This is a genomic window from Bacillus sp. IBL03825 (assembly GCF_024712505.1).
Taxonomy (GTDB): domain Bacteria; phylum Bacillota; class Bacilli; order Bacillales; family Bacillaceae_G; genus Bacillus_A; species Bacillus_A wiedmannii.
In genome coordinates, this window is the sequence record NZ_JAMXKE010000001.1 from 341,868 (window position 1) to 365,233 (window position 23,366).

Consider the following 23,366-nt stretch of genomic DNA (forward strand, 5'->3'; position numbering starts at 1 on the left):
AATAAGTCTATAAGGACTCTTAATGAGTCTTTATAGACTTATTTTTTATGTCGACATAGAAGGTAAGTAGGATGAATGCTGGAAAAGAATGTTGGCATACATTTTGCAACGAAAAGAGAAAACAATGTAAAGAAAAGGATGGGATACGTAATGAACACAAAAAAATTTGCTAAAGTAAATGAACAAATTCCTGGACCGAAAGCAGCGTCTTTATTAGAACGCCGCCAAAATATAGTACCAAAAGGAGTAAGTAACGGCATCCCAACGTTTGTACAATCTGCAAATGGTGCTCTTTTAACAGATGTTGATGGTAATCAGTACATTGATTTCGCAGGAGCAATCGGAACAATTAACGTAGGGCATTGTCATCCAGCTGTTAAAGAGGCGCTCCATAAACAAGTAGATCAATACATTCATACTGGATTTAATGTCATGATGTATGAGCCATATATTGAATTAGCAGAAAAACTTGCGGCATTAGCACCAGGAAGTTTTGATAAGCAAGTACTATTTTTAAATAGTGGTGCAGAAGCGGTTGAAAACGCAGTGAAAATCGCTCGTAAATATACAAAAAGGCCTGGTATTATTGCATTTTCTAAAGGATTCCATGGGCGTACATTAATGACAATGACGATGACAAGTAAAGTAAAACCATATAAATTTGGATTTGGCCCATTTGCGCCTGAAGTCTATAAAGCACCATTTCCATATGAATATCGCCGCCCAGAAGGATTAACGGAAGAGCAGTACGATGACTTTATGATTGAAGAGTTTAAGAATTTCTTCATATCAGAAGTAGCGCCAGAAACAATTGCAGCCGTTGTAATGGAACCTGTTCAAGGGGAAGGCGGATTTATCGTTCCAAGTAAGAAATTTGTGCAAGAAATACGCAATATTTGTTCAGAACACGGCATCTTATTTGTAGCGGATGAAATTCAAACAGGATTTAGTCGTACAGGAAAATATTTTGCCATTGATCATTATGATGTCGTTCCAGATTTAATTACGGTATCTAAATCATTAGGCGCTGGTGTACCGATTAGTGGTGTTATTGGGCGCAAGGAAATTATGAATGAGTCTGCGCCGGGAGAGCTTGGTGGAACGTATGCAGGAAGCCCACTAGGATGTGCGGCAGCATTAGCAGTGCTTGATGTAATAGAAAAAGAGAATTTAAATGATAGAGCGATAGAATTAGGGAAAGTTGTAATGAACCGATTCGAAGAGATGAAAAATAAATATAATTGCATCGGTGATGTGCGCGGCTTAGGAGCAATGTGTGCATTCGAGCTCGTTCAAGACCGTAAGACGAAAGCACCTGATAAAACGTTAACAGCTAACTTGTGCGCAGAAGCAAACAAACGCGGATTACTTCTACTATCAGCAGGGACATACGGTAATGTTATTCGTGTGTTAATGCCATTAGTTATTACAGATGAGCAACTTGAAGAAGGATTAACAATAATTGAAGAATCATTGCAAGTCTGTTATGAGAAAGCAAATACTGCTCGTGTTTAAAAGCTAAATAATAAATCGCAAACATTCTAGCTGACTCTATATAAAATGCAGAAAATTCACTTTATAATAAAGGTAGTGAAGTGAATCGATGGATTGGAAGTTAGGGGTGGCTAGGATGGTTGGAGAAAAGGAACGAGTGTTAATGGATTTACAAGATGTATTTGAATATGCGTTTGACGAAATTTTTGTGACTGACGAAAAGGGAATCGTTGTGCGTGTAAATAGTACATGTGAAAGGCACTATCAACTAGCTGCTAAAGAGTTAGTAGGTAAGCATGTGAAAGAATTGCAGAAGGATGGTATCTTTTATCCATCGGCAACGTTAGAAGTAATTGAAAAAAAGAGACCGATTGAACTCGTTCAAACGACAAAATCAGGAGAGTATTTACACGTTCGTACAAGGCCTGTTTTTGATAATGAGGGAAATTTAAGAAGAGTAATTAGTTATTCTCGTGATCTTACAGAACTCTACCAATTACGTCAAAAGGTAGAGGAAATGGATAATCAGTTAAAAACATATAAAAAAGAATTAAGAGAAACATATGAACATGAAGGACTTATTTTTAAAAGTATCGCTATGCAAAAAATAGTCGAGACAATCAAGAAAATATCCGTGGTAGATAGTACAGTTCTCATTTTAGGTGAGACAGGAGTAGGGAAGAGTCGATTAGTACGTCATTTACATGAAGTGAGTAACAGGAAGAATGAAAGTTTCTATGAAATTAATTGTGCGGCATTGCCAATGAATTTAATTGAATCAGAGCTTTTTGGATACTCAGGTGGATCTTTTACAGGTGCGAATCGTGAAGGGAAAAAGGGACTATTAGAATCAGCGCATAGAGGAACTCTTTTCTTAGATGAAATTGGCGAAATGCCGCTTGAAATTCAAGCGAAACTTTTGCAAGTATTGCAAGAAAAAACGTTTCGCCCTATAGGCGGAAGAGAATTAAAAAAAGTTGATGTTAGAATTGTAGCGGCAACAAACCGAGATTTAAGTATGATGGTGAAACAAGGAACATTCCGGAAAGATTTATATTATCGTCTGAATGTCATTCCAATTTTAATTCCGCCACTTCGGGAAAGAACCGAAGACATTTTGCCACTCATTTATCATTATTTACAGCACTTTAACGAGAAATATGGCCGAAATGTAAAATTAGCACCTAGCACATTGCAAATGTTTGTTGGTTACCCATGGGAAGGAAATAATAGAGAAATTGAAAATGTGATTGAGCGAATTGTTATAACTACTGATGATATCGTTACGATAGAAGATTTGCCAATAGCGATGCAAGAATCAACGGTTGAACAGTCCGGTCAAAGTCTCTATAAAATGTTAGAAGAAGTAGAACGTAATATTATTTTGAAAGCATATAAAACATATGGATCGAGTTATAAAGTAGCGGAGTTTTTAAAAATAAGTCAATCTGCTGCCACTAGGAAGATAAAGAAACTTTTAGAGGAGGAAGAAAACATTGGATAAAAAAGCGGCGTTTGTAAATGTAGAGAAAAAGGCGATGTATATAAATGGTGAGTGGATTACATTGCAAGAACAAATCGAAGTAAATAATCCAGCAACGAAGGAAATATTTGCGACGGTACCAAAGGGCGGGGTAACAGAGGCAAAGCAAGCTGTTGATGCTGCTCATGAAGCTTTTAAATTATGGTCTAAGTTAACAGCAGCAGACCGTGCAGTGAAGTTGAAAAAATGGTTCACACTTATCGATGAAAATAAAGAAGAGATTGCAGCGATCATGACGAGAGAACAAGGAAAGCCATTTGCAGAAGCACTTGGTGAAGTGAATTATGCAAATAGCTTTGTTGAATGGTATGCGGAAGAAGGAAAACGCGTATACGGTGAAATGATTCCTGCTTCTCATCCGAATAAACGTATTTTAGTTATGAAGCAACCAGTTGGAGTTATGGCAGCTATTACACCTTGGAACTTCCCTGCTGCTATGATTACGAGAAAGGTAGCACCGGCACTTGCGGCAGGATGTACGGCAGTTGTAAAACCTGCAAGTCAAACGCCGTTAACTGCGTTGAAATTAGCTGAATTAGCTCATAAAGCGGACATTCCAAAAGGCGTAATAAATATTGTAACAGGTAGTGCGAAAGCAATTGCTGATACGTGGATGGAAGATGGACGTGTTCGAAAAGTTTCCTTTACAGGATCAACGGAAATTGGGAAGGAATTAATGGCCAGTGCTGCACAAACGATGAAAAAGGTTTCACTTGAGTTAGGTGGTCACGCGCCGTTTATTGTTATGAATGATGCGGACTTAGATAAAGCGGTAGAGGCGGTAATCGGTTCGAAATTCCGTAACGCAGGACAAACGTGTATATGTACAAACCGCGTCTTTGTTCAAGAAGAAGTTTACGAAGAGTTTGCAGGAAAGTTCACAAAAGCTGTAGAGCAGCTTAAAGTTGGAGACGGATTTGGCGAAGGAACAACTGTAGGTCCACTTATTGATGCGAATGCAATTTCGAAAGTACAAGAACATATTGAAGATGCAATTCAAAAGGGTGGAGAAGTTTTATACGGTGGCCATAAATTTGCAGAGTTAGATGGATATTTCATTCAGCCAACCGTAATTGGATTGGCAAATGACACGATGCTTTGTATGAATGAAGAAACATTCGGTCCGGTTGCACCAGTTGCTAAATTTAAAACGGTTGAAGAAGTAATCGAACGTGCAAATAATACACCATATGGCTTGGCTGCTTATATTTTCACAAAAGATATTAGTCAAGCATTCCAAATTAGCGAAGCGTTAGAGTACGGAATTATTGGCTTAAATGATGGACTTCCATCAGTTGCACAAGCACCGTTCGGTGGCTTTAAAGAAAGTGGTATCGGCCGTGAAGGAGGCCATTTCGGTATCGAGGAATATTTAGAAATTAAATATATTTCGTTAGGGCTATAAGTAGTATACTAGAATCTCTATAAGGTAACAGAGAAGGAGATTCTAGTATGGTATATTGGCTATTATTACTCGTAACAATTATTTTTGAAGTAGCAGGAACAATTGCGATGAAATTATCAAACGGTTTAACAAAGCTCGTTCCAAGTGTACTTATTTTCGTATTTTATGGAATTTGTTTCAGCGTATTTGCTATCGTTGTCAAAAAAATTCATTTAAGTATCGCTTATGCCATTTGGTCTGGCGTAGGAACATTACTTATTACAATCATTAGCGTATATTTCTTTAAAGAACACATTAGCTTATTCCAAGCGTTTTGTATTCTATTTATCGTTTTAGGAGTAATTGGACTTAAGGTTTCATCAGCATCATAAAAGGCTATCTTCCAGTGTGGAAGATAGCCTTTTGTTTTTATTAAAATGCCCAGTTACCTTTACGGAAAATCGGTTCATGTCTTCCGTCAGCTGTAATACCATCGATATCAAGCTCAGCTGATCCGATCATGAAGTCGTTATGTGTAATACTAGTGTTTGCTCCGTTTTCAGCAAGTTCTTCTTTAGACATTGTTTTTCCGCCTACTAAGTTGAATGCATAAGCACTTCCGATTGCAAGGTGGCAAGATGCGTTTTCGTCAAATAGTGTATTGTAGAATAAAATATTTGTATTTGAAATTGGTGAATCATGAGGTACTAAAGCAACCTCGCCTAAGAAGTGAGAGCCTTCATCTGTTTCTACTAAATGTTTTAAAGCTTCTTCTCCGGCTTCCGCTTTGTAGTCTACGATACGCCCGTTTTCAAATGTTAACGTGAAGTTATCGATAATGTTACCTGCAAATGCTAACGGTTTTGTGCTAGATACTTGGCCGTTTACACCTGTTTTAAGTGGCATTGTAAATACTTCTTCAGTTGGGATGTTCGCCATAAATGGTACGTTCTTTTCATTTAAGCTACCAGCACCAGCCCATACATGCTTTTCTGGAAGTTCGATTGTTAAATCTGTTCCAGGAGCTGTATAGTGAAGGGCTTTATAATGCTTTTCGTTTAAGTAATCAACTTTTGTATGTAACGTTTCATCGTGTTCTTTCCATGCTTCCACAGGATTTTCTAAATCCGCACGAGTAGCTTTGAAAATAGCATCCCATAGTTTTGCTTCTTGTTCTTCTGGTGCAACGTCAGGGAATACTTTCGCAGCCCATTCTTTCGTAGGAACAGAAATGACACACCAGCTTACTTTATCAGCTTGTACGTAATCACGGTATACTTTCATTGCTTCACCAGCTACTTTATGAGCTGTTGCGATACGCGTTGATTCTACACCTTTTAATAAATCAGGGTTTTCTGCATAAATAGACATAAATGCAGCACCTTCTTTTGCTAATTCTTCACGAGCGTGTGCTTTCCAAGATGGGAACTCAGCGAATGCTTCTTCAGGAGCTAGATCGAACTTTAAGCGTGTTAACGTCTCATCATTCCAGTCCACATATACGTGTTTTGCACCAGATTTATATGCTTTTTCTGTAACGAGGCGTACAAATTGTACAGCCTCAAGAGGTGCACTAATTGATAATGTTTGTCCTGGTTGAATATTAACACCAACATTGACTGCAAGGGCAGCATATTTCTCTAACGTTTGTTCAAATGACATATGTATAATCTCCTTTAATTTGAAAGATTTCTTACTATATATAATACAAGAAAATTCAAAAAATATATATAAATATAGCGTGAAAAGAGAGCTCAAAATATATTGAGCTCTCATCGTTATTTAATCGAAGAAGCAAATTGTTCTACAGTCGTCGAATTGTGTATGCGAACACGCTTCATTTTTAGTAATTCATCGGGTTCACCTTTCGTAATGAACTTTCCGGGTTTTGTTGTCGTCGCAAATTGATAATATTTCTTCGTTTCTGCAACAACTTTATCATCCACATGACCGAATGGATAAGCAACTGCAATAACAGGCTTACCTGTTATTTTCTCTAGCTTTTCCTTTGATTCTTTTAATTCTTCTTCATAGTTTGTAATTTTCGGCAAGTCTGCATGTGTTGCAGTATGAGATTGCATAGAGAAAATGCTGGAATCAACCATTTCTTTTATATCAGATGTAGAAAGTGATCCTTCTACATCAACGTTATCAACAATCATATATTCTGTTGCTGTAGGTTTAAACGTATCGTCTTTTAGTTTTTGTAAAACATGAAATGCATTCATATTATTTTTCATACCGTCATCAAATGTAACAAAGATAGGTTTATTTACTTTATTAATATCGCCCCAACGTTCAAAAGTTAGTAATGTATAGCCGTTGTCCTTTAAATATTTCATTTGGGCTTCAAAATTAGCAGGTGATACGAATAAGTCTTTAATGCCTTGTCCATGATAATCATCGATTGCATGGTACATAAGAACGGGAACCTTTTGCTCGAAAGTAATAGTAGATTTTGTGAGTGGAATGTTTTTCCCATCTTCTTTCATTCCTATTGCTTCAATTTGAAACTCACCGCGTTTTCCTTCAAATTCTTTTATGTCAAAAGGAAGTGTAAATTGTTTCTCCTTTTCTTTAGAAGAAAAAGATTTAGCACTTTCCTTCCCATCAGCTGTGCGCCAAATTTTATATTGTACCTCACTTAAAGTATCCTTTATATCTGTCATATGAATAGTAGTGTTTGTAGATTCGTGTGTAATCGGATGATAAGAAATTTTACCTTGTTCTTGCACAGTCTCTTCTTGTTTCTTAACTTCTTGAACCTTTTTCTCTTTTTTAGGCTCTTGACTTACATCGCTAGTATTACAACCTGCTAGAATGGCAGACGTACATAAAGCGATTGCTGCGTATTTTCTCATAAGATCACCTTCTATTGTGTATTATGTTGCATACGTATTTAAAATCCCCACCGCTGTAAGAGAGGTGGGGACATACCCTTGTTCATCATATCATTTTAGTAATGAGATAGGTTAGTGACTTTTAATAGAGCTATTTCTATCATCTTTTAGTAAAGTTTACTGTATCCCGCTATTTGTGGGCAGTAAGACCCCACCTCAGAATTCAGCAAAAGCAAAGAGGTTAGGTGGGATCAGCTGCCCGTAAAAGCCCGATTGGTGAGGGCTAATAATCAGTGGGGGTGAACAAAACCCCCACTGATTAAAGTTTTACTTTATAAGAGATATGAATTTTTCCATTGATGTATTAGGCCCTACAAAGTGGCGTTTAATTAAGTACTGTTCGTTTGGCATCCCTTTTGTAATGTGATTACCGTGATCAGTAGTTACTGCGAACTCATAATGTTTTTTTGTTTCTTCAACAGCTGGGTCATTATAAGAACCTACTGGATAGGCGAGAGCGATGACCTTTTTACCAGTAAGGGCTTCGATTTTTTCTTTCGAACTACGTAATTCCTCATCATAATTGCTTGAATGAGCCATCATCGTATGATTAGCAGTATGTGATTGAATAGAAAAAATGCCTGAATCCATCATTTGTTTTATCTCATCTGTTGATAGACGATTTGGTTTGTCTATCTCATTTGCAGTAAGAAATTCAGTAGCCGTAGGTTGGAATCTATCATCCTTTAATTTTTGTAAAATATGAAGAGCATTCATATTATTTTTTCGACCATCATCCATCGTTACAAAAACAGGTTTATTTACACGATTTATATCATTCCAACGTTCAAACGTAAGCATCGTATAACCGTTATCTTTCAAATACTGCATATGCTTTTCGAATTGCTCAGGTGGTACATATAAGCCGTAATCCCCATCACTTGGCCCAGGGTATTTTTCAATCGCATGGTACATTAAAACGGGTACATGTTGCTGGAATGTAATTTTAGATGTTACTAGATTTGTTTCAGTATGATCTTCTTTGATTCCTACTGTTTCAATTTGAAATTCGCCACGTTTTAAATGAAATGATTTTAAATGTAGTGGGAGGGCAAAGTCACGCTCTTTTTCTTGTGAAGTAAAAGCTTGTTTGCTTTCAGGACCGTCAGCAGTACGCCAAATAGTGTAACGTACTTGTTTGAAGGAATCTCTTAAATCCTTTGTATAAAGCGTGGTGTTTTGTGCATTATATTCATACGGATCCCATGTAATAATCCCTTGCGTTAAAGGCAGTTCAACCGCTTTCGCTTTTTTTTGTTCAACTGTTTGTTTCGCCGTTGCTTCTTTTATTTGTTTATCACTAGTGCTACTAGTGTTACAACCTACGAGAATAGCAGAAGAAAGTAAAGCGATATATGTATATTTTTTCATTCTATCATCCTTCTATTGTGTTTTAATTATCATCACTTATGTCTTGAAATTATCATTCGTATAAGTGAAACTAACTCAAATTTTCGATTTTAAAAATTTGAATTATACCCTTGTACATCATATCACTATAGAATATAGAGGGGAATACATTTTTGGAATAATTCGGAAAAAACCTTATATTTTTCTGGTGGAGTTTACATAAAAATACATATAGAAGAAAGTAAAAAACTCCACCTAAATTTCCTTTTGAAAAAGGAGAAGTAAGGTGGAGTTTTTTATTATATAAACAATCCAGCGATTGTTGCAGATAAGATAGAAGCAAGTGTTGATGCAAATAACATTTTCCAACCGAATCTAGATACGACACTTCCCTGTTTTTCAGAAAGAGCACGGATTGTCCCAACGATCGCACCAATTTGGCTAATACTTGCGAAGCTAATTAAGAATACTGTAACGATTCCAACTGTACGTGGAGATAATGTTGATGCAACACCTTTTAAATCAAGGATTGCTACAAACTCGTTTAATACGATCTTCGTACCCATAATTCCACCAGCTGGGATAATATCTTGAGTTGGAATACCCATTAAGAATGCGAATGGAGCAAGTATATAACCGAAGATTTGTTGTAAAGTAACAGCATATCCCATTGCACCTGAAGCTGCGCTAATTACGTAGTTTACAACTTCCATCACACCGATGAAGGCAATCATTAATGCAGCAACGATACCAGCTACTTTTAAACCATCAAGCGCACCGTTAATCATTGCGCCGATAAAGCTGTCTCCGAATAAAGTTCTATCAAATTTTTGAATCACTTCATCTTCTTTCTTCGTATCAACTGGTGTTAATAGCGAACAAACGATTAAGCTTGAGAATAAGTTTAGTGGAAGAGCTGCTAGTACATATTTCGCATCTAACATCATTACGTATGATGCTGTAACAGAAGCAGAAACGGAACTCATTGCAGAACAACAAATGATGAACATACGGTTTTTGTTAAAATGCTGTAAATCGTTTTTAATAACGATTAACGCTTCACTTGAACCGAAGAATACAGAGTTTACTGCGTGGAATGACTCGACGCGTGGTAAACCAGTAATTTTTGAAATTGCACCGCCGACAACGCGAACGATGAATGGTAAAACACCTAAATAACTAAAGATAGAAAGTAGTGCTGAGAAAAATACGATAATTAATAATACATTTAAGAAAAAGACAAAATCTCTTTGAATTCCATTAAAGAGAAAATCGACACCTGTCGTACCAAGTTTAATTAGTTTGTTGAAAACTTTACTAATGAAGATGATAATTTGTTGACCAATTTTGGTGCCAAACATAAACCAACCGATTAAAATTTGGAAACCAATCATAATAGCAATTGCACGGAAGTTGATTTTACTTCTATTGTTTGACAAAGCAAAGCATAAACCTAAAACGACAAGAATACCGATAATGCTCATTACATATTGCATGTAGTTGCCCCTTTCAGAAGTTCGTATAAAGTTTGTACATAAAACGCTCGTTATATTACTAAAAATAAAACAAAGAGGTTTTATGTCATACGTAAGATGTCTGACCTTTTAGAAAAATAAAAATAAAAAAAGACCCATATGGATTCACTTTCATCTATGAGAGAAAGCTAATCAATATGAGTCCTTTTTTGCACATAGGCTAATATTCATTAGTTTTCCCCATAGTCCAGCAATTTAAGGTTGCCGGGTAGAAACTCTCGATCCATATTATCGAATATATATGAGGTAACATCGTCCGTATTAAATTAGTAGTAGCGTAACATTAACAGAGAACTATCGTCAATAGCTTTTTTTCTTCCGATAGAAATAGACCATATAAGTATGATAAAATGTAACGCAGTGTTATGAAAAAGAGAGGTCGGAAAATGAGTACAAAAATGACGCCACCAGTTGAGAAAAATGAGTTTATAGATGTAGTATTTGAAGATTTAACACATGATGGTGCCGGTGTTGCGAAAGTAAAGGGCTATCCTATTTTCGTTAAAAACGGATTACCAGGTGAAGAAGCACAAATTAAAATTATTAAAGTGAAGAAAAACTTCGCATTTGGTCGTTTAATGAAGCTTCATACAGAGAGCCCATATCGTAAAGATGCAGAATGCCCAGTGTACAATCAGTGCGGCGGTTGTCAGCTTCAGCACTTAACATATGAAGGACAATTACAAGCGAAAGAAAAACAAGTACGTGACGTTATGCAGCGCATTGGCGGATTAAGCGATGTTCCTGTGCACCCTGTACTTGGTATGAAGAACCCATGGGTATACCGTAACAAAGCACAAGTACCAATTGGAGAACGTGAAGGTGGACTTGTAGCTGGTTTCTATCGCCAAGGAACACATGACATTATTAATATGGAATCATGTTTAATTCAGGCAGAAGAAAACGATACATTAATCCAGGAAGTAAAACATATTTGTGAAAAACATGGTATTTCGGCATACAACGAAGAGCGTAATAAAGGAACACTTCGCCACGTAATGGCTCGTTACGGACAAGTAACAGGGGAAATCATGCTTGTCTTCATTACTCGTACAGCAGAATTACCAAACAAAAAAGCAATCATTGAAGAAATTGCAGCGAAATTCCCAGAAGTAAAATCGATTGTTCAAAACGTAAACACGAAACGTACAAATGTAATCTTTGGAGACACAACGACAGTACTGTACGGATCCGAATACATTTATGACTTTATCGGTGACATTAAATTTGCAATTTCAGCACGTTCATTCTATCAAGTAAATCCAGAACAAACGAAAGTACTATACGATAAAACGTTAGAATATGCAAAATTAGATGGCAACGAAACAGTAATTGATGCCTATTGCGGAATTGGATCAATTTCCTTATTCCTAGCGCAAAAAGCGAAAAAAGTGTACGGCGTTGAAATCGTCCCAGAAGCAATCGAAGACGCAAACCGAAACGCAGCACTAAACAACATGACAAACGCTGAGTTTGGCGTAGGAGAAGCAGAAGTAGTTATTCCAAAATGGTACAAAGAAGGCATAGTCGCCGACACAATGGTCGTAGATCCACCGCGTAAAGGTTGTGATGATGCACTACTAAACACAATCATCGACATGAAACCAAAACGCGTCGTATACGTATCATGTAACCCAGCAACGTTAGCACGTGACTTAAAAGTACTAGAAGAAGGCGGATATAAAACGCAGGAAGTACAACCTGTTGATATGTTCCCGCATACGACTCATGTGGAGTGTGTGGCTTGGCTTAAGTTGGTATAATAGGAAAGCAGTTGATATAGGAGAATCTATACCATCTGCTTTTTGGTTTATTGAGAGTTTGAAATTGTATTCATAGTGAGAGGATTTGAATTTGAAATGATAGATAATTTTTGGCGTGATTTACCACGACCATTTTTCGTACTTGCACCAATGGAAGATGTGACAGACGTTGTTTTTCGTCACGTAGTAAGTGAAGCTGGTAGCCCAGACGTATTCTTCACAGAGTTCACAAACTCGGATAGCTATTGTCATCCAGAAGGTATGAAAAGTGTACGTGGCCGTTTAATTTTTACAGAAGATGAACAACCAATCGTGGCGCATATTTGGGGAGATAATCCTGAATATTTCCGTCAAATGAGTATTGGTATGGCAGAGTTAGGATTTAAAGGTATTGATATTAACATGGGTTGCCCTGTACCGAACGTAGCATCAAGAGGAAAAGGTAGTGGTCTTATTCTACGTCCAGACGTTGCGGCAGAACTTATTCAAGCAGCAAAAGCGGGCGGACTACCTGTCAGTGTAAAAACACGACTGGGCTTTAAAGAATTAAGCGAATGGGAAGATTGGTTAACGCATATTTTCAAACAAGATATTGCAAACCTTTCTATTCACTTACGTACAAGAGAAGAAATGAGCCAAGTCGATGCGCACTGGGAGCTAATTCCGGAAATTAAAAAATTACGTGATCGTATTGCACCAAATACGCTAATAACAATAAACGGAGACATCCCTGACCGTAAAACAGGGCTAGAACTTGCTGAAAAATATGGCATTGATGGCGTTATGATTGGAAGAGGAATCTTTAAAAATCCGTTTGCTTTCGAAAAAGAGCCAAGAGAGCATAGCAGTAAAGAACATTTAGATCTTTTAAGACTACAACTTGATCTTCAAGATCAATATGCAGAAGTACTGCCACGCTCCATCACAGGGCTTCATCGCTTCTTCAAAATTTATGTAAAGGGCTTCCCTGGAGCTGCTGAACTAAGAAATCAATTGATGAACACAAAATCAACTGATGAAGTACGCGCATTACTTGATAAGTTTGAGACGAGTGTTAATGTGGTAGAAGGTAGTGAAACAGTGTAACTTTTGAAAGTTACACTGTTTCATTTTAATTAAGGTAAACCGTATCATAAGTAAGTGAGGTATTCTATGTAAAAAAGGGTAAGAAAAGAATACAGGAGAAAAGTGAAAATGGTAGGTTGGTCTTGATTTTCAATGATAGTATCATGTTTATTTTATTATGCCTATAATTGGAGGCCATGTGAATGTTAAGTGATCAGGCGAGATATTCTAGGCTCGCGAATATAACAAAAATAATAAATACAAAATTAGAACTACGTGAAGTATTGCAGCGTGTAACAATGGCGATATCAGAGGAGATTGTTAAGTGCAACGCTGTTGGAATCTATTTACCCCAGGAAGATGGAACATTTAGAGGATTTGCAGGAAAACCAGAGACAATAAATGGCGTAACGCTCGATACTCAGGTAATTGATCCTGAAATAGACTTACTGGCAAAAGAAGTTATTGAAACTAAAAAAACCATTTATATTCCTGATACATCAAAGGATCATCGGCCGGATCCGAGACCAGTTGCTGCGTTCAAAATTAAGTCCTTATTAGCTCTACCTATCTCATTTGGGCAAGAGTTATTTGGTCTGGTTTTTTTATTTGATTATGGAATTCCAATGAACTTAACAAATTCAGAAATTCAAAGTGTTGAAGCTTATGTAAATATGGCTGCGGTCGCAATTCAAAACGCAAATAATTTAACACAAAAGGAAAACCTTATTGCCGAGAAGCAGCTGTTACTAAATGTTACCCGTGATTTATCAATGTGTTCCTCGATACAGGAGAGTTTTGATAAATGTTTTCTTTACTTAGGACAGATTTTAGAGAGTAAAAACATGGCAGCCCACCTTTTAGCCCCCCTAGACAAAACAACGATTAAAACAACGAAGTTAAGCAAGAACTGTGATTGGACAGAAGCGGATTGGATGGAGAAAAGCTATGAAGCTAGGATCCAAGAGGTTATTCAAACAAAAAATATAGATAGTAAGGGTCTACTGATGATTCCATTGGTTTCAATGGGAGAAGTATTAGGGGTAATCGTCGTTGGCAAAGAGGGAAAAGCTCACAATTATGATAATTCCCAAATGCAACTGGCAAAATCTATCGTTGATGCCACAGCGCCTACGTTTTCCAACTTGTTATATATGGATCGACTTGAAAGCATGGTGGAAGAGCGAACGAGAGAACTAGCTGTTGCTAATGAAAAAGTTACAAGTGTTATTGAAAGTATTACGGATGGATTTTTTACTTTGAATAATACATGGGAATTTACGTACGTAAATAAGCATCAATATTTTCCGCAAAGAAAAACAGCAAAAGATGTATTAGGTAAGAATATATGGGAGATTTTCCCGAGTAGCGTGGACGAAGTTATGTATAAGGAACTTCATCGTGCAATGTCAGAGCGAACTACAGTGTATTTTGAATTTTTTTCTACCTCTGATGAATATTGGCACGAAGCTATTGCATACCCGTATGATGATGGTATTTGTTGTATTTTTAAAAACATAACGGAAAAAAAGCAATATGAGCAGGAATTGAAAAGGTTATCGAACATAGATTTAATAGGGCAAATGGCAGCAGGTATCAGCCATGAGATTAGAAATCCAATGACAACAGTACGAGGATTTTTGCAGTTATTAAAAGAAGAGCCCACCTATGAGAAACATAATAAGCACTTAAATTTAATGATTGAAGAACTTGACCGTGCCAATTCTATTATTACTGAATTTCTCTCAATGGGTAATACAAGGAAATCGGATTTGCAGATGTTAGATTTAAATTCAATTATCCGCGATATTATTCCTTTAATAAAGATTGATACGTATAATCAAAATAAAGATATTCAAGTCGATACAAATGACATTCCGGAATTACTGTTAAATCGTAATGAGATACGGCAATTATTAATAAACCTATATCGTAATGGCTTAGAAGCGATGGGCACAGAGAAAGTTCTAACCATTAGCACCTACAAAGAAGGTCGAAATTGTGTGGTGCTTGCAGTGAGGGATCAAGGAAAAGGTATCAGGCCTGAAGTATTAGAGAAACTGGGTACTCCATTTTACACGACAAAAGATAATGGAACTGGATTGGGGCTAGGCATATGTTATGCCATTGCTGCCCGTCATAATGCAAAAATAGAAATTCAAACAGGATCGGAAGGCACGACCTTTTTTGTTAAATTTAATCATGAAAATAATGAATAATAACCTCATTTAGATTAGTTACGGTGAACCGTACCACAAATAAAAAGTAAAACCTAAGTAAACATAATCAATCTATTTCACCTGGATTTTGCGTAACATTTACGTTTGAGTTGCCTACTAAATTAGAGTTGCATAAAAAGAAATGGACTAACCTATATCAGGTTAGTCCATTTTTTAGTGTGTTAATTAATAGTAAATCCCCATCTTTTTTTGCTTTATTACTATCATCCTTAAAGGAAGGAGTTATCCGACTACCAACTAAAATACTTTTTACAGTATTTGATTGAAGGCGTTTCTATCGATAGGACCTTTCTTAATTTCTAATACAATAAATTCGTTATTAGAAATATCTCTTAATAAATAAAATCACCCCCATAAGCATTAATCCACCTAAGACTACAAAACCTCCCATTAAAATGTTAAAGTAGTAACTTGACGACATTAATTTATACATGCTAAAAGCATTACTATAATCAACATTTCAGGAGGAAAAACAATGGCAATGAGCAACAACGATATATTAAAGAGAGTAAGGTACGCTTTAGATATAAGAGATATAGATATGGTAGAAATCTTTAAACTTGGTGGTATGGAAGTAACGAAAGAAGACGTAGTTGATATGCTTACAAAAATAAAGAGAGCACCTCAGCATGAATCTGAAAATGATGATGTAATAGAAGATGAGTACGTATTAACATGCGACATGATGATGTTAGAGGCATTTTTAAATGGATTTATTACTTTAAAAAGAGGGAAGCAAGATCCGAAACCAGGACAACCGGCACCTGTACAAAGCAAAGAGAGTGCGAATAACCTTCTGCTAAAGAAAATGAAAATCGCACTATCTTTAACGAGTGAGGATGTACTTGATATATTAGATAGCGTAGGCGTTATAGTAACAAAGGGAGAACTAGGCGCACTATTAAGAAAAAAAGGCCATAAAAATTACAAAGAGTGCGGCGATAGATATGCAAGGAATTTCATTAAGGGATTAGGTGTAAAGTATAGAGGGTAATGAGTCCGATGAATTGGTAAATGATATAATAGGTAGAGTAGGGCTTTTGTGTCCTATTCTTTTTTATTTGTAAAATAATACACTAGGTGATGAAATGGTACATACATATTTAGGTGAGACAATTCATTTTCATATAACTTATAAAAAGAAAAAGTCGGTGCGTCTTTTTGTAGATTCGTACGGAAATGTGGAAGTGCAGGCTCCAAAGGGAACACCTGTTGAATACTTAGTCCAGTTGCTAGAGGAGAAATGGGATTGGATTCAGAAAACACGTAAGGAAATGCAAGAGCGAGCGCTTGGACCACAGGAAAAGGATTATGATCAAGGAGAGGGATTTCTGTATTTAGGAAGTACGTATCCGATACAGATTTCTCAAGATGCAAGTATTACGCAAGACAATGCAGTATTTGAAGGGAATAAGCTACATATTTATGTGAAAGAGCTTAAGGATGAGAAAATACAACAAGCGTTAAAACGATTTTACTATAAGCAGTGTAAGTCATTAGTAGAGAAGAGTATTAAAGTGCATCAAAGTAACTTCAAAACAAAACCGCGTTCTATTCGTATTACAGATAGTAGTCGTACGTGGGGAACTTGTGATTCAAATCTACAACTAACATTCAATTGGAAGCTAGCGATGGCACCACAGCAAGTAATTGATTACGTAGTTGTTCATGAAATGTGCCATATGGTTCATTTAAATCATGATCGATCTTTTTGGCGTCTTGTCGGGAAAATAATGCCCGATTATAAGGAAATGGAGAATTGGTTAGCGTTATCTAGTTGGAAGATGACGGTTTAATGGTGAACTTTATATAGGTTGCGATTATTATCAATACTTGTCGGTAAGTCGATATATTTCAAAAATCGCTGATATATTTGGAGTTACAATCGATATGTTCAAAAAAACGCTTATATAATTTCATTTACCAATGCATTTTTCAATGAAGAGAAAGTAAAAGGAGATGTCACAGCAGACATCTCCTTTTTTTCAGGTATATAAATCATCGTCTAAACTTCACAACAAAATCTCCGTCTACTTTCTCCATTCCATACCCACGATACCCCTCCGAAAGTAAAGCCTGCTGTCCAACAGCGTCACTCATCGGAACACTCTTAACATCCGTCCAATTTCTTTCCTTGCCTCCACGCAATTCCTTCACAAAAACATACCGCATACTCCCGCCATATTTCGCCTTCAATGCAGCAATCTCCATTCCTTGCGCAAACTTATCTTTTAAACTTGGAATGTTAAAAGGAGCAACGGTGCAGCAAACGTAATCGTATTTGCTATCTTTGTTTTGTAATTCGTCCATGATGACTGTCGCTAATATTTTTTGCATCCCATTTCCTCGGCTGTTCGGGTGAACATTTGAAATTTCTTGATAGATGACGCGATGTAGTTCGCTTTCTGCTATGCCAATATCAAGTCCTAAATGTTCGTCGTCGATAGGAGGGACGAGTAGGGCACGAAATGCGATGAGTTTGTTCTCGATAAAAGCACCGATCATCATACCGTTTCCTTCTAGAATGTATTGAAACTCTTCTAGCGAGAGTGGTTGTAAGCGACTTTTATCTTCTAGCGCCTTAACTACAACGTTTTGTAGTGATAAGATGTGTTCGATATGCTCAAGTGATAGTAATGTAACGTGAAATGACTCGTTATTTTGTTTTAATGCTCCTTTGTATAGAACTGTCATGCGTTAGTCCTCCTTTAGCGTACAACGTCTTGAAAGACGGTTAGTTCTTGTAATATATCTTCATTTATTTCAATGCCGAGTCCTGGCTTTTCGTTTAAGCGAATAAATGGTACTTCGTAATGTAAGTTTCCGATGTCTTTCGTGAACTTTAATGGACCTGTAAGTTCAACGCTCGTAATGATTTTTTTCGAGAAAGCGACATGGAATCCTGCGGAAGAGGCAACGGATGATTCGACCATGGATCCAACTTGGCATTCAATGCCGACCATTTCTGCTTGATGAGCGAGTTTTACAGCGGGATATATGCCGCCGCATTTCATTAGTTTTATATTTACTTTATCAGCCGCATCTAATTTAATGATTTGGCGCATTTCACGAGAACCTTTTAATCCTTCATCAATCATAAGCGGAAGGTCTGTTTTAGAACGAATGTGAGCCATTGCGTCAATATCTTCTGCGACAACAGGCTGTTCAATCCAGTCGATGTTTAAATGACCTAATGAACGAAGTGCCGTTAATGTGTTGGCGCTATTTTTCCATCCTTGGTTTACATCAACACGAATCGCGATATCATTTCCTACACGTTCACGTACCGCTTCAATTCTTTTTACATCTTCTATTACATTTGTACCGACTTTCATTTTGAAAGATTGGTAACCTTTTTGAATCATAGAGGCAGCCTCTTCAGCCATGTCTTCAGGTTCGGCGATACTTAAGACGTGAGTGACAGGGAAGTCTTCATGGTAGCGTCCGCCAATTAATTGATATACAGGTTGATTTAGTTTTTTGCCCATTATATCAAAACAAGCAATATCTATTGCGGCTTTTGCAGTAGGAACACCGTAAATTGTATTGTCCATTATATCGTGTATTTTCTCGATATTCATTGGATTTTGCCCAATGAGCGCAGGAGCAAGTGTATGTTTTAAAGTATGGAAAGTACTTTCCCATGATTCGCCTGTAACGTGATCATCAGCGACGCCCTCACCGTATCCGATAATGCCTTCATCTGTTTCCATTTTGACGATAATAGAAGGCATATCAGAATAAGAACCATAACTAATAACAAACGGATCGCGAAGTGGTAAACGAATTGCGTAAAGATGAATAGCTGTAATTTTCATTAGGTAGAGACCCCTTCCTGTTTACAATAGTTTTGTACATTTGATATAGTTGACGTTAAATAGTCGTTAATTAATGATAAGGAGTTAGAGAAATGATGATAAAAATTGCAGTTGTCGGTTCAAAAGAGTTTATGGAGACACTTTTACCTGTCGCTCATAAACTAGAAGAAATAGAGATTGATCCATATATTTACCTTCATCCGGCGGAATCTTCTGAACTTTTAAAGCGTTTAAAGCCTTGTGACTTCATCTTTTTCTCAGGTGCTTTACCTTATTATATGGCAAAAGAAATAAGAGAACAATTACGAATTCCAAGTACGTACTTACAGCAAGACGAGACAACGGTCGTATCTTCCATTCTTTCTGTCATGTATCACCAAGGTATTCAACCACATAACATTTCAATTGATTTAGTAGACCGCTCATTCATTACAAATGTGTTCCATGATATCGGTATAAAAGAAAGTCCGCAAGTGTTTGATTATGAAAATATGCTGTGGAGTAAAGATGAAATAAAGAGAGTTATTGATTTTCATGTAACTAAACATCGATCTGGGGAAGCTCATTTAGCTTTAACTAGTATTCATGCTGTCTATGATGAACTTCAAAAAATAGGTATTCCTTCAGAGCGTATGATAGATCTGAAGCAATCGATTATAAATGGGTTAAAAGATGCGAAAATAAAAGCTGAGCTAGCGAAAAGCCATTCAGCTACTGTTGGTGCTTGTATGATTTCTTCTTTAGAATTACGAGAAGGTTTGCTTGAGCAATTAGATGTCATTTCAAAAGAACTGCGTGGTTCATTTAAAAAAGTTGATGAAATGACGTTCATTTTGTATACGACTCGTGGTGATATTGAATCGATTATAAAAACAAATATGATAAATAATTTATTTGCGAGTATAAAAGGAACGATAGCTATTGGGTTTGGTTACGGAAAAACTGTGAAGGAAGCAGAGCAAAATGCTAAAATCGCTCAAAGTTTCGCGAAGAATAATCCAATAGACCACTGTTTTTATATACTAACAAGTGATAAAGAACTATTTGGTCCGTTCCCGAAAGAACAGAGAGTACAAAGTTTGAAGAATGAAAACCCGGAACTCATGAAAATAGCGAAGGAAACGAAACTGAGTCCAGCAAACTTATCAAAAATTATTCAATTTAGTCAATCACATCCGTCATTGAAGTTTACAGCAGCGGATCTTTCTGAATACTTACAAGTGACTCGGCGATCAACAGAAAGGTTATTAAAGAAACTAGTTGATTATGGGTATGCTCATATTTGCGGCGAGGAAATGCCCTATCAACAAGGGCGCCCTCGCGCAATATATGAAATGAATTTACCGGTATCTTTAAGCTTCTAGTTGTGCCTTTTGTTTTTTTAGTAGTTCCGCTTTTTCAATGTCTGATAGTTTCGTAATTGTGAGACCAGTTATGCCGTAAATGATTGAAATAATAGGTACGATGAAATTCAATATAGCATAAGGAGCATATTCGAATGCGCCAACTCCAAGTGTTGCGAGTATAAATACACCACATGTATTCCAAGGTACGAAAACAGAAGTTAATGTTCCGCCATCTTCTAATGCTCTGGATAAATTTTTAGAATGTAGTCCTTTTTCTGTGTATGCATTTGCGTACATTCTTGAAGGAACAACAATTGAAATATATTGTTCAGAGCAAGTAAGGTTGGTTGCAAAGCAAGACGCGATAGTAGAAGCGATAAGTCCTTTTGCTGATGTCGCTAATTTTAAAATTTGATTTACAATTGAGCGAAGAATGCCAGTATGTTCTAATACTCCTCCAAAAGTCATAGCGACAATTGTCATAGAAACTGTATTCATCATCGAATCTAAGCCACCGCGGTTAAAGAGTTCGTCTACTAGCTTGTTGCCAGTGTCTATGACAAATCCATTTTGGAGTGCACCGACAGATGCGGAGACAGAACCACCTTGAATAAAGACTTGTGATAAAAATCCTAAAATAATACCTACGAGAATAGCTGGTATAGCAGGAACCTTTTTAGCGACCAATACCATAACGACTACAGGTATGATTAGTAGGAAAGGTGAGATAACAAAGTTTTGTTGCAATACTTGTAACGTTTGATCGATACCTTTTGCATCAATATTGTTATCGCCGAAGCTTCTTCCTAAGAAAGCATAAACGATAAGAGTAATAATTAAACCTGGAATTGTAGTAAATAACATATGACGAATATGTGTGAATAGATCTGTATTGGTTAATCCTGCGGCTAAGTTTGTTGTGTCTGAAAGCGGTGACATTTTATCGCCGAAATAAGAACCGGAAATGATAGCACCGGCAACCATTGGAGCTGGGATTCCCATACTTAGGCCAATCCCCATTCCTGCAACACCAATTGTTCCCATTGTAGACCAAGAGCTACCGATAGCTAATGCAACAATAGAACAAATAATTGTAATTGAAACTAAAAATAGTGATGGAGTTAAAAGATTTAAACCGTAATAGATCATTGTTGCGACGATTCCGCCGCCAATCCAAGCACCGATCGTTAAACCTACTAGAATAATGATAACGATAGCGGGTAATGCGAGGCGAATTCCTTTATACATTGCTTCTTCGATATCGTGCCATTTGTAACCGTAACGCCAAGCGACAATAGAAGCAACGGTTGTACCGATAATAAGTGGGACGTGAGGGCTTTGTTTTAATACAACAATTGTAACCATCATAACTGCAACTGTAATGATAATAGGGATTATTGCTACGCCAAAAGGTATTTCTTTTTTCATAAACTGCCTCCTCATTATGTATGTTTGTATTTTTAGAATTGTCGCAAAATAGACGTTATTAAATTATAATAACTAAAAATTGATATGAGCGTCAATAAAAAACAGAAAATAAGGAATGTTCTATCGTTATGAAGTGAGTTGTCGATCGTATTTAAAAATAAACAATTGACTTTTTTCTTAAAATTCAATATGTTCATAAAAACATCTGTTTTTCATAAGTATAATTAACCTGAATGGTTTTGGAATTTGGGAAGGAGAATGTAGCTTTGAAAACATTAGAACTACAAGAGCGGTTAACTGAAATTTTTCAGCATTTACATGAAAACCCTGAAGTGAGTTGGAAAGAGTATGAAACGACAGCGTATATTACTAACTTTTTAAAAGAAGAAGGAATTTCATATAAAATATTTGATGATTGCCCAGGCGTGATTGCTGAAATTGGAAGCGGAAATCCAGTTATTGCAATTCGTGCCGATATGGATGCACTTTGGCAAGAAGTGGACGGAGAGTTTAAAGCGAATCATTCATGTGGTCACGATGCTCATATGACAATTGTGATGGGGCTTATTTTACAATTGAAGAATACGAGATGGGATAGCGGTACTGTTAGATTTATTTTTCAGCCGGCAGAGGAAAAAGGAAATGGTTCTTTAAAGATGGTAGATAAGGGTGCTGTGGATGATGCTGATTTCTTATTTGGTGTTCATCTAAGACCGATTGAAGAACTACCTTTGAAACAAGCTGCCCCATCTATTCGTCACGGAGCAGCAGGATTTTTAGAAGGAACGATTCATGGAGATGATGCACATGGGGCACGCCCACATCAAGGGATAAATGCAATTGATGTCATTTCTATGATCAATATCGGTTTGAAAAATATATGGCTACCACCGCAAAGTTCATATTCAGTGAAGATGACAAGGTGCCAGGCTGGCGGGGATAATTTGAATATTATTCCGGGTAACGGGCATTTTAGCTTAGATGTTAGAGCAGAAAATAACATATTATTAAATGAATTGAAGCAAAAAATAGAACGAGTAATTCTATCAGCGGAATCAATGGGATCTAAAGTATCTTATGAGTGGATTGATCTCGCACCAGGAGCTGAAGTGTCAGAAGAAGCTGAGCGCTTTATGCGAAAAGGCATTCTTGAAGTGTACGGGGAAGAGGGATGCACTGGACCACTGTATACGACAGGAAGCGATGATTTCCATTACTACACAGTGAAGAGACCACATTTAAAAGCTGTCATGCTTGGGCTAGGGGCCAACCTACAACCTGGATTACACCATCCATATATGAAGTTCGATCATAGTTGTATTATGGATGGAGTAGAAATATTGAAACAAACTGTATGGAAAGTATTAGAGGACAGGGGCTAGAGAGCTCCTGTTTTTTTGTAGTAATTTGTCGTTAAGTCGATATATTGAAAAAATCGTTGATATATTCTAAGTTACGATAGATATATTCAGAAAATCATTTATATAATTTTACGTACCA

Annotated in this window: 18 protein-coding genes and 1 riboswitch; of the genes, 11 read left to right on the plus strand and 7 right to left on the minus strand. The window is 36.8% G+C overall.

All coding sequences use genetic code 11. The annotated features are described in order from the left end of the window. Window positions 1-150 precede the first annotated feature (150 nt). The 4 genes from gabT to NHG49_RS01875 all read left to right on the plus strand — a co-directional run bounded on the left by gabT (window position 151) and on the right by NHG49_RS01875 (window position 4,813). Window positions 151-1,515: a 4-aminobutyrate--2-oxoglutarate transaminase gene (gene gabT, locus NHG49_RS01860; protein ID WP_258125470.1), complete on the plus strand. Its 1,365-nt coding sequence runs from the start codon at window positions 151-153 to the stop codon at window positions 1,513-1,515. A 115-nt stretch (window positions 1,516-1,630) separates the two neighbouring features. Continuing rightward, window positions 1,631-2,998: a sigma-54 interaction domain-containing protein gene (locus NHG49_RS01865; RefSeq protein WP_064477182.1), complete on the plus strand. Its 1,368-nt coding sequence runs from the start codon at window positions 1,631-1,633 to the stop codon at window positions 2,996-2,998. After that, window positions 2,991-4,442, plus strand: coding sequence for an NADP-dependent succinate-semialdehyde dehydrogenase (gene gabD, locus NHG49_RS01870; RefSeq protein WP_064477183.1), 1,452 nt, complete (start codon window positions 2,991-2,993; stop codon window positions 4,440-4,442). The genes NHG49_RS01865 and gabD overlap by 8 nt, the downstream gene beginning before the upstream one ends. Before the next feature lie 47 nt (window positions 4,443-4,489). Next, window positions 4,490-4,813, plus strand: a complete 324-nt coding sequence (locus NHG49_RS01875; protein ID WP_000263262.1) for a DMT family transporter — start codon at window positions 4,490-4,492, stop codon at window positions 4,811-4,813. Window positions 4,814-4,853: 40 nt separating this feature from the next. On the opposite strand, the gene NHG49_RS01880 is transcribed toward NHG49_RS01875, so the two are convergent. The 4 genes from NHG49_RS01880 to NHG49_RS01895 form a co-directional block, all read right to left on the minus strand. Continuing rightward, on the minus strand, window positions 4,854-6,083 hold the full coding sequence (locus tag NHG49_RS01880) for an aminopeptidase (protein ID WP_064477184.1): 1,230 nt from the start codon (window positions 6,081-6,083) through the stop codon (window positions 4,854-4,856). A 116-nt stretch (window positions 6,084-6,199) separates the two neighbouring features. Beyond that, window positions 6,200-7,282, minus strand: coding sequence for a polysaccharide deacetylase family protein (locus tag NHG49_RS01885; RefSeq protein WP_064477185.1), 1,083 nt, complete (start codon window positions 7,280-7,282; stop codon window positions 6,200-6,202). A gap of 306 nt (window positions 7,283-7,588) precedes the next feature. Beyond that, window positions 7,589-8,692 carry a polysaccharide deacetylase family protein gene (locus NHG49_RS01890; protein WP_064477186.1) on the minus strand — a complete coding sequence of 368 codons (1,104 nt, stop codon included), beginning with the start codon at window positions 8,690-8,692 and terminating at the stop codon, window positions 7,589-7,591. A gap of 278 nt (window positions 8,693-8,970) precedes the next feature. Next, the gene (locus NHG49_RS01895; protein WP_001200511.1) at window positions 8,971-10,167 is read right to left on the minus strand and encodes a NupC/NupG family nucleoside CNT transporter; all 1,197 of its coding nucleotides are present in this window, start codon (window positions 10,165-10,167) and stop codon (window positions 8,971-8,973) included. Window positions 10,168-10,369: 202 nt separating this feature from the next. Then, a riboswitch (purine riboswitch) is annotated at window positions 10,370-10,471 on the minus strand. 121 nt (window positions 10,472-10,592) lie between these two features. Here NHG49_RS01895 and rlmD point away from each other — a divergent pair. From rlmD to NHG49_RS01920, 5 genes are all read left to right on the plus strand, one after another. Further along, window positions 10,593-11,969, plus strand: a complete 1,377-nt coding sequence (gene rlmD, locus NHG49_RS01900) for a 23S rRNA (uracil(1939)-C(5))-methyltransferase RlmD (RefSeq protein ID WP_064477187.1) — start codon at window positions 10,593-10,595, stop codon at window positions 11,967-11,969. Between the two features lie 96 nt (window positions 11,970-12,065). Next, a complete protein-coding gene (locus NHG49_RS01905; protein WP_064477188.1) occupies window positions 12,066-13,055 on the plus strand; it encodes a tRNA dihydrouridine synthase in 990 nt (329 codons plus the stop codon). 182 nt (window positions 13,056-13,237) lie between these two features. Then, on the plus strand, window positions 13,238-15,253 hold the full coding sequence (locus NHG49_RS01910) for a GAF domain-containing sensor histidine kinase (RefSeq protein ID WP_064477189.1): 2,016 nt from the start codon (window positions 13,238-13,240) through the stop codon (window positions 15,251-15,253). A gap of 496 nt (window positions 15,254-15,749) precedes the next feature. Then, a complete protein-coding gene (locus tag NHG49_RS01915; RefSeq protein WP_064477190.1) occupies window positions 15,750-16,268 on the plus strand; it encodes a YehS family protein in 519 nt (172 codons plus the stop codon). Between the two features lie 94 nt (window positions 16,269-16,362). After that, window positions 16,363-17,070 (plus strand): M48 family metallopeptidase, encoded by a 708-nt coding sequence (locus NHG49_RS01920; protein WP_064477191.1) that lies wholly within the window; start codon window positions 16,363-16,365, stop codon window positions 17,068-17,070. A 202-nt stretch (window positions 17,071-17,272) separates the two neighbouring features. Here NHG49_RS01920 and NHG49_RS01925 read toward each other — a convergent pair whose 3' ends face one another. After that, the gene (locus NHG49_RS01925) at window positions 17,273-17,968 is read right to left on the minus strand and encodes a GNAT family N-acetyltransferase (protein WP_149174000.1); all 696 of its coding nucleotides are present in this window, start codon (window positions 17,966-17,968) and stop codon (window positions 17,273-17,275) included. A gap of 14 nt (window positions 17,969-17,982) precedes the next feature. After that, a complete protein-coding gene (locus NHG49_RS01930; protein WP_149173999.1) occupies window positions 17,983-19,092 on the minus strand; it encodes a mandelate racemase/muconate lactonizing enzyme family protein in 1,110 nt (369 codons plus the stop codon). 92 nt (window positions 19,093-19,184) lie between these two features. Between NHG49_RS01930 and NHG49_RS01935 the strand changes: the two genes are divergently transcribed. Beyond that, window positions 19,185-20,456 (plus strand): hypothetical protein, encoded by a 1,272-nt coding sequence (locus NHG49_RS01935; RefSeq protein ID WP_064477194.1) that lies wholly within the window; start codon window positions 19,185-19,187, stop codon window positions 20,454-20,456. Here NHG49_RS01935 and nhaC read toward each other — a convergent pair. Then, window positions 20,445-21,866, minus strand: coding sequence for a Na+/H+ antiporter NhaC (gene nhaC / locus NHG49_RS01940; protein WP_064477195.1), 1,422 nt, complete (start codon window positions 21,864-21,866; stop codon window positions 20,445-20,447). The genes NHG49_RS01935 and nhaC overlap by 12 nt on opposite strands. A gap of 266 nt (window positions 21,867-22,132) precedes the next feature. Between nhaC and NHG49_RS01945 the strand changes: the two genes are divergently transcribed. Continuing rightward, window positions 22,133-23,248 (plus strand): M20 peptidase aminoacylase family protein, encoded by a 1,116-nt coding sequence (locus NHG49_RS01945; protein ID WP_098093640.1) that lies wholly within the window; start codon window positions 22,133-22,135, stop codon window positions 23,246-23,248. Window positions 23,249-23,366 lie beyond the last annotated feature (118 nt).